General features: G+C 71.3%; 10 protein-coding genes and 1 pseudogene. 8 read left to right on the top strand and 3 right to left on the bottom strand.

The annotated features are described in order from the left end of the window. Both BCY76_RS18310 and BCY76_RS15990 read left to right on the top strand, forming a co-directional pair. Window positions 1–4053 (top strand): DUF5719 family protein (locus BCY76_RS18310; protein ID WP_237090231.1); only part of this gene is annotated, 4053 nt, incomplete at its 5' end. A gap of 73 nt (window positions 4054–4126) precedes the next feature. Beyond that, window positions 4127–4552 carry a DUF3499 domain-containing protein gene (locus BCY76_RS15990; RefSeq protein ID WP_070158564.1) on the top strand — a complete coding sequence of 142 codons (426 nt, stop codon included), beginning with the start codon at window positions 4127–4129 and terminating at the stop codon, window positions 4550–4552. 285 nt (window positions 4553–4837) lie between these two features. On the opposite strand, the gene ahcY is transcribed toward BCY76_RS15990, so the two are convergent. The 3 genes from ahcY to BCY76_RS17775 form a co-directional block, all read right to left on the bottom strand. Further along, window positions 4838–6313 carry an adenosylhomocysteinase gene (ahcY, locus tag BCY76_RS15985; protein WP_070158563.1) on the bottom strand — a complete coding sequence of 492 codons (1476 nt, stop codon included), beginning with the start codon at window positions 6311–6313 and terminating at the stop codon, window positions 4838–4840. Then, window positions 6310–6519: a Trm112 family protein gene (locus tag BCY76_RS15980; RefSeq protein ID WP_070158562.1), complete on the bottom strand. Its 210-nt coding sequence runs from the start codon at window positions 6517–6519 to the stop codon at window positions 6310–6312. Before BCY76_RS15980 ends, ahcY begins: the two co-directional genes overlap by 4 nt. A gap of 79 nt (window positions 6520–6598) precedes the next feature. Then, window positions 6599–7417: an RDD family protein gene (locus BCY76_RS17775; protein ID WP_070158561.1), complete on the bottom strand. Its 819-nt coding sequence runs from the start codon at window positions 7415–7417 to the stop codon at window positions 6599–6601. A gap of 70 nt (window positions 7418–7487) precedes the next feature. Between BCY76_RS17775 and BCY76_RS15970 the strand changes: the two are divergent. The 6 genes and pseudogenes from BCY76_RS15970 to BCY76_RS15945 all read left to right on the top strand — a co-directional run. Continuing rightward, window positions 7488–8476, top strand: a pseudogene (locus tag BCY76_RS15970) (stage II sporulation protein M). 109 nt (window positions 8477–8585) lie between these two features. Beyond that, window positions 8586–9962: a DUF1461 domain-containing protein gene (locus BCY76_RS15965; RefSeq protein ID WP_070158560.1), complete on the top strand. Its 1377-nt coding sequence runs from the start codon at window positions 8586–8588 to the stop codon at window positions 9960–9962. A gap of 144 nt (window positions 9963–10106) precedes the next feature. Continuing rightward, entirely contained in the window at window positions 10107–10622 is a 516-nt protein-coding gene (gene panD / locus BCY76_RS15960) for an aspartate 1-decarboxylase (RefSeq protein ID WP_085437910.1), read from the top strand. 23 nt (window positions 10623–10645) lie between these two features. Beyond that, entirely contained in the window at window positions 10646–10930 is a 285-nt protein-coding gene (locus BCY76_RS15955) for a hypothetical protein (protein ID WP_085437909.1), read from the top strand. Between the two features lie 2 nt (window positions 10931–10932). Then, window positions 10933–12528 (top strand): glycosyltransferase, encoded by a 1596-nt coding sequence (locus tag BCY76_RS15950; RefSeq protein ID WP_085437908.1) that lies wholly within the window; start codon window positions 10933–10935, stop codon window positions 12526–12528. Beyond that, window positions 12525–13379 (top strand): hypothetical protein (locus BCY76_RS15945; protein WP_201791162.1); only part of this gene is annotated, 855 nt, incomplete at its 3' end. The genes BCY76_RS15950 and BCY76_RS15945, both read left to right, overlap by 4 nt.

Genomic DNA, 13379 nt, shown 5'->3' with positions numbered 1-13379 from the left:
GTCGTCGAGCGTGCCGCACGCCTGGATGCGGCCGCGCTGCGCGCCCATCGGCGGCGGCTGCCCACCGCGGAGACCGTCGCCCCGCAGCATGCCGGCTACGGCTTGGCGGGGGCACGGACCGCCGATGAGGACGACCATGACGCGCTGCTCGGCCAGGACTCCGCCCACGGCGAGTTCGATCAGATGCCGACCCGACGCTCCGGCGACCGCCTGGGCCTGTTCCTCATGCTGCTGGGCCTGACCGGGATCTCCCTGCTGGTCTTCCGTGATCTGCTCACCGCCGAGGCGCTGACCGGTGGCGCGGCGTTGCCGGTGACGCCGTCCACGGCCGAGATCGCCGCGTCCACGGTCAGCCTCATCGCCCCGGAGGGTCTGGGCTCCCTGGCCGGCGCGGATCCTTTCGCTCTGGTCCTGCTGATCCTGTCTCTGCTCACCGGCGGCCACGCCTCCCTGGTGCTGATGTGGCTGACGGTGCTGGCCCTGCCGCTGGCCGGGCTGACCGCCTGGCTGGCCTCACGGCTGGTCACCGATCGGGCCACCGTACGGGTGGTCGCGGCGCTGCTCTGGGTGGGGGTGCCGAGCCTGCACATCGCGCTCGGTGAGGGCCGGGTGGGTGTCGTGCTGGTCCACGTGCTGCTGCCGCTGGTGCTGCTCGCAGCCGTCCGGGCTCTGGACCTGGACCCTTCCGGCCGCGGCTCCGGGCTGTACGCCGCCTCCTGGGAGCACGCGGCGGCAGCCGCGCTGCTGCTGGCCGTGGTCACCGCCGCGGCGCCGGTCCTGCTGGTGCTGGCGGTGCTGGTCTGCGTGGTGGGCGCGCTGGTGCTGCGCCGTCGGGGCCGGGTGCTGTGGCTGATGCCGCTGCCTTCGCTGGCTCTGGCCGCGCCGATGCTCGGCTCCGCCCTGCTGACCCGCCAGAACGTCGTGGCGGTGCTGCTCTCCGATCCGACCCGCCCGATCAGCGCCGCGGATGCGCCCCTGTGGCAGCAGCTGCTCGGCCACTCTCGACCCTTCGATCCGCTCGCCGGCCTGCAGGGGAGCGCCATCCCGGAGCTGTTCACCGGGGACCTGTGGAGCCTGCGGCTGGCGCTGATCGTCGGCGCTCCGCTGCTGTTGGTCGCCCTGCTGGGAATCGCCACCGCCACCGCGCGCAGCACCCATGCCCTCGTCGCCGGCGCGGTGCTGCTGGGCGCCCTGGGGCTCTCCGCGGCGGCGTCGCGCCTGGCCGTCGCGGACGACGGCGTGGCCCTGATCTCCGCCGACGTCGGACCGCTGGTCACGGTGATGGCCTTCTGTCTGCTGATCGCCGCCGTCGGGTCCCTGGACCGGTTGCCGCGTGCGTTGCCCCGCTGGGGCGCCACGGCGGCCCCGGTGGCCGCCACGCTGCTGGTCCTGGCGGTGGTGGCGTCCTTGGGCTCCTGGGCGGTGCCGCGGGCCCTTCCGTCGGCGCATCTGACCGGCGAGGCGCTGACCCCGGTGAGCCAGGACCTCGTGCAGATCGCCCCGGGGCAGGTGCGACAGGTGCCCGCCACCGCGGCCGACCAGGGCACCGGGCCGGCGCAGCAGCGCACCTTGGTTCTCGACGCCGGCAGCGAGGGCGTGGTCGGCGAGCTCGTCTCCGGCCAGGGACGCATGCTGGACGCCCAACGCGCCGTGGTGACCGCAGGGGGTGTGCCGGACCGCCAGCTCAGCGCCGGGGACCGTCGGCTGGGGCAGCTGGTCGCCTCGCTGGTGACCCCCGGCTCCGGGGAAGTGGGTCCCCTGATGGAGGAGCTCGGGGTCGGGCATGTGCTGATCCGTTCCGTGGAGGACTCACCGTTGGTGGACGCCGTGGACACCGCCTCCGGCCTGATCGCAGTCGGCCCCACCGACCGTGGGCTGCTCTGGCGGGCCGAAGTGCCGGAGGACCGGGAAGTCCTCACCACGGAGGAGGTGGAGGGTGCCTCCACCTCCTGGGCCCGACTGGTGGACCAGTACGGGCAGACGGTCGCCCTGCTGCCTTCCCAGGACGGACAGGTGGAGGTGGACCTCGAGGGACTCCGCGACGCCGAGGGGCAGCCCCTGGCGGCGGAGGAGGATCTGATGCTGCGGATGGCCACGGCGCAGGCCTCGGGCTGGACCGCACAGCTCAACGGGAAGGACCTGGAGCCGGCACCGGGCGGCACGTGGGCGCAGAGCTTCCACCTGCCCGCCGGAGAGGCCTCCGGTGTGCTGACCGCCTCGCATTCGAGCCCGTACCGGTGGCCGATGCTCGGACTGGTGGGAGGGTTCCTGCTGCTGGTGGTGCTGATCGCCGTGCCGCTGCCCGCGGGGCCCGACTGCTCCCGGTGGCCGGCGATGAGGAGCTCGCACAGATGGCCGGACGGCACACGGCCGGGCGATCCGCAGATGGACAACCTGCAGACGGACGAGGGGAGCGGCCATGAACGCGCGGACGGTCCGTCGCCACCTCCGTCAGGCGAAGAGACAACGCCGCCGCGAGGAGGCAGAGCAGCGTCGCCAGGCCACCGGGCGCAGCCCCCGACCTCCCGGGTCGGGAGCGCGGGTGCTCGCCGTCGTCGTCGCGGCGGGCGTGGCAGGGATCGCGGTGGGATCGGCGGTGCAGGACCGCGCGGGGAGACGTGGGAGCCGGCGCCGGTGGATGCGGCTGCGTTCCCGGCTGCGGGATCGGGCACGGCCCACGTCTGCCCGCCGATGCCGGGGCTGGCCGCCTCGCTGACCACCGACGGGCTGCTGCAGTACCGGCAGCGCGACGACTCCGCGCTCGGTCGCTTCCAAGCCCTGGTGCTCGCCGCCGACGACGCCGGCACCTTCCCGGCGGCCGCGTGGGCACAGCTGGGCGAGCGGTATCGGGTGAACACCACCGAGCTGACCGAGGCGGAGGAGACGGTCACCGGCGACGTGGTCTATGAGGTCCTCGGCGCGATGACCCGCACACCGTTCCTGGAGATCGAGGCGCTGCCCGAGGGAGCCTCCGGCGCCGCCGCCGCCCGGTACACCTACGCCGCCGACACCGGACCAGTGACCGGTCTGGCCACCCGGGACTGCACGGTCCCGCAGCGCTCCCACTGGTTCTTCGGCCCTGAGCTCGGCGCTGGGGCCACCGCCCTGCTGACCTTGGCCAATCCGTACGACCGGCCCGCCACCGTCGAGGTGGTCGGCTATGACACCGACGGGCACCGGGGCTCCTCGGGGACCCGGACTCTGGTCGTGCCGGGGGAGACGGTGCGCACCGTGAACCTCGCCGCCCTGGCGGGCACGGACGCCGAGCTGGGGATCTCCGTGGAGTCCTCCGGAGCCCCCGTGACCGCCCAGGTGCAGTCCTCGCGGGCGGTGGGCCTGACCGGTCAAGGGGTGGACTTCCTGCCGGGGATCTCCGCACCGGACACCGAGCACGTGATGCCGGGGGTCCCGGTGCCCGAGTCCACCGAGGAGGACCCCGCCGCTCGGCCCGCGGAGCTGTGGATCCACTCCGCCGGACAGTCACGGACCACCCTGGAGCTGCAGGTCTACGGCGACGACGGCGTGGAGCTGCTGGACAACCCGGCCGTGTTCACCGTGGAGCCCGGCGAGGTGGACGCGGTCCCGCTGCAGGGGCTGGAGGCCGGGGTCTACGACGTCGTCCTCCGATCCGATGAGCCCACCTATGCGGCGGTGTCCAGCCACGGCGTGGCCGGAGGAGACGGCGACTCCGCGACGGACTTCTCCTGGCAGGCCTCCGCGGTGCCGCTGACCGAAGGCTCCGGGACGCTCATCCCGGATGTGGGTGAGTCCTCGCTGCGGCTCACCAGCCTGCAGGCGGAGGGCCAGGTGACCTATCGGCTGGTGGAGGCGGACGGCACATTCTCCGCGGCGGAAGAGGTGACCGTGCCTGCGGAGGGGGCATTGACCCTCGAGCCGGAGGACCTCGGCGACGCCGTCGCCGTCGTCGTGGAGGAGACTGCTCCGGGGCTGTATGCGGCGCTGACCACCCAGGATGAGGGAGGGCTCGCGCTGAGCACCGTGGACCTGCTGCGGGACCCGGACCGGACCGTGCCGGTGCGGCTGCGGCACTGACCCGTTCTGCGGACCCGAGTCCGCCGGTGCGCCTCCCGGTCCTTGTCCGTGACGTCGGCTAGGGTGGTGCACCGTGGATTCCTCGCGACGATGCACTCGAAGCGGCTGTGAGCGACCGGCGGTCGCCACGCTGACCTACAGCTATCAAGACTCCACGATCGTGGTGGGGCCGATGAGCGTGTACTCCGAGCCCCACACCTATGACCTGTGCAGCCACCACGCAGACACGGTGAACCCGCCGCGCGGCTGGGAAGTGGTGCGCTTGGACTACCCGTCGACTCCTGCGGAGCCGCAGGACGACCTCCTCGCCCTGGCGGACGCCGTCCGCCACCGTGACGACGACGCCGGCGCACGTCGGGCAGGGCGGTCCTCCTCCGAGGAGGACACCGGCTCCCACACCCCAGGCACGCTGCCCACCCGGGAGAGCCGCGCCCGCCTGGAACCGCCTACTCCGGAGGCGGCCCTCACTCGGGGTCATCTGCGTCTGCTCAGGGACTGAGACCTCACCCGCGCCCCGGTGCTGAGGGCGGTGTGCCGTGGCGCCTGGTGTGGCTCCCGTGGAGCGCTCCCATCGAGGGTCATAATTCCATACATCTCCGCGCGGGTGACGCGCGTAAGCTGCACCAGGTGCACGGAGAAATGACCCCTCGACGCTGTGGGCGGGTGTGCGCCCACGTCCGCTCCGGACTCACCCGCATCACGCACTGCGGCCCCCGCCCGGATCTCCCTGGGCGGGGGCCGCGTCGTTGTGCTGGTGCTCTGCCTCGGGGCTGCGGGTCAGGGGTCAGTAGCGGTAGTGCTCCGGCTTGTAGGGGCCGGCGACGTCGAGGCCGAGGTAGTCGGCCTGGTCCTTGGACAGCTCGGTGAGCGTCGCACCCAGCGCGGGAAGGTGCAGACGTGCGACCTTCTCGTCGAGGATCTTCGGCAGGGTGTAGACCTCGTTCTGGTAGCTGCCGTCGCCGGGGCGGACCTTGTGGGACTTCGCGAAGATCTCGATCTGGGCGATCACCTGGTTGGCGAAGCTGGCGCTCATCACGAAGCTGGGGTGGCCGGTGGCGTTGCCCAGGTTCAGCAGGCGGCCCTCGGAGAGCACGATGATGGAGCGGCCGTCGGCCTCCGGGAAGACCCACTCGTGGACCTGCGGCTTGATCTCCACCTTCTTGATGCCGGGGATCGCGGCCAGACCGGCCATGTCGATCTCATTGTCGAAGTGGCCGACGTTGCCCACGATGGCCTTGTCCTTCATCTGCTGCATCGCCTCGGCGGAGATGATGTCCTTGCCGCCGGTGGTGGTGATGAAGATGTCGCCGATGCCGACGACGTCCTCCAGGGTGGACACCTGGTAGCCGTCCATGGCGGCCTGCAGCGCGGTGATGGGGTCGATCTCGGTGACGATGACCCGGGCGCCCTGTCCGCGCAGCGCCTCGGCCGCGCCCTTGCCGACGTCGCCGTAGCCGCACACCACGGCGACCTTGCCGCCGATGAGCACGTCGGTGGCGCGCATGATGCCGTCCGGCAGGGAGTGGCGGATCCCGTACTTGTTGTCGAACTTGGACTTGGTCACCGAGTCGTTGACGTTGATCGCCGGGAAGAGCAGCTGACCGTCGCGGGCCAGCTGGTAGAGACGGTTCACTCCGGTGGTCGTCTCCTCCGTGACACCCAGCAGGGTGCTGGCCACACCCGTCCACCGAGACGGGTTCTCCGCCAGGGAGGACCGCAGGGTCTCCAGGATGATCCGGTACTCCTCCGGGTCCTCCTCGGTGGCCGAGGGGACGGCGCCGGCGGCCTCGAACTCGACGCCCTTGTGCACCAGCAGGGTGGCGTCACCGCCGTCGTCGAGGATGATGTTGGCACCCTTGGCGGGGTCCTCATCCACACCGGGCCAGGCGAAGATCTGGCTGGCTGTCCACCAGTACTCCTCCAGCGTCTCGTTCTTCCAGGCGAAGACCGGCACGCCCTGGGGGTCCTCAGGGGTGCCGTCACCGACGACGACGGCGGCGGCGGCCTCGTCCTGGGTGGAGAAGATGTTGCAGGAGGCCCAGCGGACCTCGGCGCCCAGGGCGGTGAGGGTCTCGATCAGCACGGCGGTCTGCACGGTCATGTGCAGCGAGCCGGCGATGCGGGCCCCGGCCAGCGGCTGGGACTCGCCGTACTCCTCGCGCAGGGCCATCAGGCCCGGCATCTCATGTTCGGCCAGGCGGATCTGGTGCCGGCCGGCCTCATGCAGGGAGATGTCGGCGATCTTGTAGTCGAAGCTCATGGGGTAGGGGTCTCCTCGTCGGTGGTGCTGGAGGCGGCGTCGGCCAGGAGTCGGGGCACGCCGTGCTCGATGGGGTAGCGGATGGTGTCATCGCTGACGGAGACCAGGTGGTCGCCGTCCTGACGCAGCGGTGCTGCGGTCACGGGACAGCGCAGGATCTCGAGGACGTCGGGGGAGATGACGGTCGTCTGGGGTGCACTGGGCATGGATCCCAGCCTATCGCGGGGCTGTGGCGCCGACCGGTGAGGACGTCACCTGCGGACACCTGAGGACGCGGTCGCCAGGTCAGGAGTACGGGAGCGTGTGCAGCCGGCGGCTGAGCTCTCCGGTGCGTTCCTGCTGGCGGCGCAGCCTCCGGTACTCGCGGTTGCGTCGCTCGGCCATGACGGCGATGAGGAAGTCCATGGAGGACGACGGCGGCGGGGGAGGGGAGATGTGCGGGCGCAGCTGATCGGCGAGCTGGTCGGCGGTGCGGTGCAGCACGCCGAGGTTGTCCCCGCGGCCGGTGGTCTCCATGCGGCGCAGCAGCCGGGAGATGCGCAGCGCGAGCGGGTCCGGGATGCGGCCCAGGTCCGCGATCTGGGTCCAGGACGTCAGGTGCTGGGGCACCGGCAGCATCATGGGCTTGACCTTGGGCTGGCGGACCAGGATGCCGTAGGTGCCGGCGGCCATGTCGCCCAGACGCTTGCCGCGGGCGTTGATCATGCCGCAGAAGAGCGGCAGCACTCCGAAGGAGAGGAAGATCTCCGGGAAGCCGATCAGCCCGCGGATCAGCGCATGGCGCAGCCGGACGGTGCCGCCGTCGTCGCGGACGATCCGCACCCCCATGATGAGTCGGCCCACCGAGCGCCCTCGGGAGAGCGTCTCGATGGTGATCGGTAGGATCACGAAGCACAGCACCACGGTGCTCAGGGAGAATGCCGCGTACATGGCAGGGTCCATGGTCTGGAAGATCTGTCCGGAGTAGTACCCGAAGAGCAGCTGGATGCCGATGTAGATCAGGACATAGATGACCAGATCAATCAGCAGCGAGGTGCCGCGCACCGCCACGGAGGCCGGCGGCAGCTCGAGTCTGACGGCCTCGCCGGTGATCACGGTGCGCATGACACCCACTGTACTGGGACCGACGTCGCACGTCAGCGTGTTGAGCCGGCCCTGGGTTAGGCTCGGTGCCGTGGACATCGATGCGTTCGTCGCCGTGCATCAGTCGGAGTGGGACCGCCTGGCGGTCCTCTCCGACCAGCGCCGCCTGAGCGCGGCGGAGGCCGACGAGCTGCTGCGCCTCTATGAGCGCACATCCACGCATCTGTCCATGGTGCAGGCGGTGGAGCCGGGGGGCTCCCTGGCCGCGGGACTCTCCGCCCGGCTGGGGCGGGCCCGCACGCAGCTGACCGGCTCGGGCGCAATGTCTTCGAAGGCATCGCCTACTTCTTCGCCCAGTCGCTGCCGGCCGCGTTCTACCGGATTCGCTGGCTGACTCTTATCCTGGGGGCGGCCTTCATCGCCGTGGCTGTGGGCTACGGCATCTGGACCTATCATCATCCGCAGCTCGACCTGCTGATGCCGGAGGCCGAGCGGGAGGCCTATGCCGGCTCTCAGTTCGAGGACTACTACTCCGAGCATCCCAACTCGTCCTTCGCGGCCCAGGTGTGGACCAACAACGCCTGGATCGCCGCCCAGGAGGTCGCCTTCGGGGTGACCGGCGTGTGGGTGCCCTTCATCCTGTTCCTCAACGCCCAGGGCGTGGGCATCGCCGGCGGCATCATGGCGGAGCAGGGCGCAGCCGACGTGTTCTGGCTGAACATCCTGCCGCATGGGCTGATGGAGATCACCGCGATATTCATCGCCGGTGCCGCGGGTCTGCGGATCTTCTGGGCCTGGGTGGCGCCGGGGCAGCAGCGGCGCCTGACCTCACTGGCCTATGAGGGGCGGCGGCTGATCACCGTGGCCGTGGGGCTGGTGGTCGTGCTGCTGGTCTCCGGGATCGTGGAGGGCTTCGTGACGCCCAGCGCCATGCCGCCGTGGCTGAAGATCGGCATCGGTGCGCTCGTGCTGGCCGCCTACTGGGTGTACACGCTGGTGCTGGGCGGCCGCGCCCACCGGGCCGGTGTCACCGGCGATCTGGGCCGCTACGACGCCGGCTCGCATGAGCTGACGGCCTGAGCCTGCGTCGCCCGGCCGGCGGTTCCGACACTCTGCGGCAGGTCTCCACGGAAATGCCGTGTCAGGACCGTACGCTCGAGAGTGGAAAGCACTGCGTGGAGAGGCGATCATGAGCGCGAATTCGAAGCGGCCTGAGAATGAGGAGACCGCCGGGACCGGCAGCGACTTCGAGTCCGGTCTCGACTACGGGGCCTTCGCCGAGGACGCCCCGGACTTCCCGGAGGATCGGCTCGAGGGCACGGCCCAGGACGGACCTGCACAGCAGGCATCTGGCGATGCTGCCGCGCCCTCGCCGGGCGAGGGCGACACCACGGCGGTGTCGCGTCCCGACCAGGACGCGACCCGCCCGCTGGACGACGTCGCGGCGACAGAGCCGGTCCCCGAGCCAGTCCCCGAGCCAGTCCCCGAGCCTGCGGACTCGGACACCTCCGCGACGGCCGCGCTGCCGCGGACCGGAACGCCGGAGGGGACGGCCTCCCCCCAGACGGCGACCTCCCCGGAGTCGATCTCTGCGGCGGCCGAGGCTCCCGCGGCCGTCCCCGCTCCCGTGACGGCGTCGCCAGCCGCCTCGCCGGCTGCCGGTTCGCCTGCGCCGGCCGGCTCAACGGAGCCGTACCGCCCCTATGAGGCCACCGCGACGACGGCTGTGCCGCGCCACGAGTCCGGCGAGGCCATCACCGATGCCGACCTGGATGAGGAGGTGGCCCGTGACAAGCGGGGGGTCTCCCGGTTCTTCCAGGTGTTGGTGGCGATCTTCGTGCCGCTGATGATCACCGTGGCGGCCATCCGCCTGGTGGCCTCCCCGGTGTTCCTCTGGATCGCCTACAACCGGCCCGGATTCCCCGCGGACGCCGGCGGCTTCGACGTCACCGACCGGCTGCTCTACGGGTCCTACGGGATGGACTATCTGTTCAACGCCGCGAACTCCCGGTACCTGGCCGAGCTGGCGCCCGAGGGGGAGCCGCTGTTCACGGAGGCCGAGGTCAGCCACATGACCGATGTGAAGCTGGTCATGGTCTCTGCCATGGGCGGCGGACTCGTCCTGCTGCTCCTCACCCTGATCTTCGCCCTGCTGCTGCGTCGTTGGCGCCCCGGTGGAGTGGCGCGCGGCTTCTTCGCCGGCGCCTGGGCGACCCTGGGGCTGATCGCCGCGGCCGCCGCCGTCGCGGTCCTGAGCTGGCAGCAGTTCTTCGACACCTTCCACCGCATCTTCTTCGCCGACGGGACCTGGACCTTCAGCCCGGACTCCACGCTGATCCGCCTCTACCCGGAGCAGTTCTGGATGGACGCCGGCATCGCCGTGGTCGGTCTGGTGGCGCTCATCGCCCTCATCACGCTGATCATCACCTGGCCCACCAAGCGGCGTCGCGCCCGCCGCCAGGCCCGCCTGGAGGAGGTCTACGCGATCCGCCGCGAGAAGCTGGTGGCCGAGCTGACCAAGGACGCCGAGTACTCCAACGCGCCGAAGGCCGGACGCCGCGGCTGACCGGATCCCTGCACCACGCGAACGCCTCGGACCCCTCCGGAACAACCGGAGGGGTCCGAGGCGTTCTAGTACCCTGTTGGGGGCGTTCCGCGCGCCCGCACAGCACCTGTTCACGAGCGGACCGAAGTCGAAAGCGAGCACCGCATGCTGAGAACCGTCATGGGCGGCAAGATCCACCGTGCCACGGTCACCCAGGCTGATCTCCACTACGTGGGGTCGATCACGGTCGACGAGGACCTGCTCGACGCCGCCGGAATCCTCGAGGGTGAGCAGGTGCACGTCGTCGACATCACCAACGGCGCACGCCTGGAGACATACACGATCGCCGGGGAGCGGGGCTCCGGGGTGATCGGCATCAACGGCGCCGCCGCCCACCTGGTGAGCGCCGGCGACCTGGTCATCATCATCTCCTACCAGATGGGGACCGACGCCGAGATCGCCGAGCACACCCCCAAGGTGGTCCACGTCGACGGCGAGAACCGCATCGTCAAGCTGGGCGACGACGCCGCCGAGGCCGTCCCCGGGGCAGCGGACCAGGTCTCGGCGCGCGAGCCTCAGCAGGGGCCCGGTGGGTCCGCGCCCGCGGCGCAGGGCGCCTCGGAGCACGATCGGACGCGCGCCCTGATCAGGAGCTCGCCGAGGAGCAGCTGGCCGAGCTGAAGTCCCAGGGCAAGCGGACCCGTGTGGACCTGAAGACCGTGGTGCGTCGGCACTCCGGCCGGGACGCCGCCAAGGCGGACCAGCTCAAGGACGCCCTGGAGCTGATCACCACCGAGCTGCAGCGATCCTCCGGGTCGCAGGACGCCGCCTTCGACGCGCTCCACCAGCTGCTGGACCAGACCCGCCGGCAGCAGGACACGGTCCTGGACCAGGTGCGCCGAGACCGCATGCAGCAGGAGCTCTCCTCCCTTCCCGGAGTCACGGTCTCATGGGACGACCATGACGGTGCGCGGGAAGGCGCCCGCTGACCATGGGAGAGGCCGCGCGGTACGACGTCGTCCAGATCTCCGACTTCCGGCTGCCCGGCGGAACCACCAGCAGCATCGCCGAGGAGGTGCGCGCCCAGTCGGAGGCCGGGCTGTCCACGGCCCTGATGCATGCCGCCGGATCGGTCACCGGATACCCGATTCCGTGGAGCACCCACATCCGCCGCATCCTGGACCTGCCGGGAGTGCATGTGGCCACTCCGCGGGACAGGCTCCACGCCACGGTGCTCGTCATCCGGCACCCCACGGTCATCTGGTCCACGCCCTCGACCTTCGACCATGTCACCGCGGACCATGTCGTCATCGTGGTGAACCACGCCGCCATCGACGGCGCCGGCACCCGGCACTACGACGTCGAGGCCACCGACCGGCGGGTGCGCAGCCTGTTCGGCCTGGACCCGATCTGGGCGCCCATCGGGCCGGTCGTGCGCGGCACCGTGCTGCAGCAGACCACCGAGGTTCCGCTGCGGGACGAGGACTGGGTCAACATCTTCCAGATGCCGGAGGGCGCGGCCGAGCGTGAGACGTTCATCGGCAAGAAGCCGGTCATCGGACGGCATTCCCGCCCCCAGCCGGGCAAGTGGCCGGACACCAAGGAGGACATCCTCGCCGCGTACCCCAACTCGCCGGGCTACGACGTGCAGATCCTCGGCGGGGCGAAGATCGCTCGGCGTAAGATCGGGTGGATCCCGGATCGTTGGACGGTGATCCCGTTCGGCGGGGAAGAGCCCTTCGACTTCCTGCGCCGCATCGACTTCTGGGTCTACATGCACCACCCGGACCTCCGGGAGGCGTTCGGCCGGGCGGCCATGGAGGCCCTGGCCGCGGGCTGCGTGGCGATCCTGCCGCCCTACATGAAGGCGCTGTTCGGCGACGCCGCCCTCTACGCCGAGCCCCACGAGGTGCTCGCCCTGGTCGATGAGCACTGGAGCTCGCCCGAGGCGTTCCTGGCCCAGTCCCGCCGGGCCCAGGAGTTCGCCCGCAGCTTCAGCCCGCAGATGCACCTTCGACGTCTGCAGGAGCTGGGAGTGGCCGTCCCTGAGACGGGTGCGACCCGTCAGGACGAGCCGGCGGTCGCGGGCACCGATGCTCAGGCCGGAGCGTCGGCCGGCCCCCAGCCGACGTTCGTGCTGAACCTGGACCCGCAGGATCTGGGCCTCGCTCGGGAGCTCACCCGAGGCCTGAGCGCCACCGGGTCACCGGTGGTCATGGGTCTGGTGGCCGACGGCGCGGAGAAGGACCCGCTCGGCCCCGACGAGATCCGCCTTCCCGGACCTCCGGCGTTCCACCTCGTCGAGGAGACCGGCGCCGGGACATGGCGCCGCTACATCACCCAGCGGCTGCGCCGCCTGCTGGCCGACGTCGGCGCTCGACGCGTCGTCACCGTGGGGACCACGATCCCTGAGCCTGTCATGGAGGCCTTCGACGGGCAGGCCGTCGAGCATCACTGGGTGCGCCCGGACGACGGGAGCCCGCTGGACGTGCAGCTCGCCGTCCGGATGAACGCCGTGAGCGCCATCGCGGCCGACGCCGCCCCGGAGACCCTGGCCGTCACCATCCTCAAGGAGAGCACGCTGTGAGCACCATCATCACCACCGCGGACCAGGACCCCGGCCCCTGGACGGAGACCCTCGAGCAGAGAGCCCGGGCACGCTACGGGGAGTCTCCCCTCGAGGTGCAGGGGACGATGCCGTTCGCCCCGCGTGAGGCGCCCAAGCCGCGGGCCTTCCAGAAGATCCCCGTGGTGATGCTGGTGCTCACCGGCAGGAACAGGCACCTGCACGACGGCGTCGCCCAGGCCGTGGAGATCATCCGCGAGGCCACCTACGGGTTCCGTGCGGTGGTGTTCACCGACGACGCCGCCTCGCCTGCGCTCCGGCAGGTCGACTGGGCCCTGGAGCACTGCCTCCCGGAGGACTCGCTGCACCGCATGCGCCCTGAGCGGAACTGGCTGAGCGTGGCCGCGGACCATCTCGCCTGGGCCCAGCGCGAGTACGGCGCCTCCGTCGTGGTCGCCCCTGAGGACGTCGAGGGCGGGCTCGGTGCGGTGCGACGCATCGCCACCGCCTTCCGCGCCCCCACCAAGATCCTCGAGACGGCGCTGGCACGGGCCCAGGAGGCCTTCACCGAGCGGCCGGCCACCTGGCAGGGCCTGCGAGGTCACTGGGCAGAGGTCCCTGTCGGGGCCTCCGCCCCGACCGTCGACTGGGCCGGGACCCCGATGCGCTGCGAGATCCACCGGGCGGACCAGAGCACCCCGGAGCATCGGGGCGTGCTGCTGCACCTCGGCGGGCAGCAGCCCTCGGAGGTGCTGCTCACTGCGCTCGATGCTGCTCGTGAGAGCGGGTGGAGCACCCTGGTGATGGACGCGTCCGCGGACGCCGCCTCGGCCGCCGCGGTGGGGCGGGCGGCAGGGGAGGGGCTCGGCGGG

Source organism: Nesterenkonia sp. PF2B19 (genome assembly GCF_001758425.2).
GTDB lineage: Bacteria > Actinomycetota > Actinomycetes > Actinomycetales > Micrococcaceae > Nesterenkonia > Nesterenkonia aethiopica.
The sequence above is the reverse complement of the archived record's forward strand: the minus strand, read 5'-3'. Positions and strand labels throughout refer to the sequence as shown.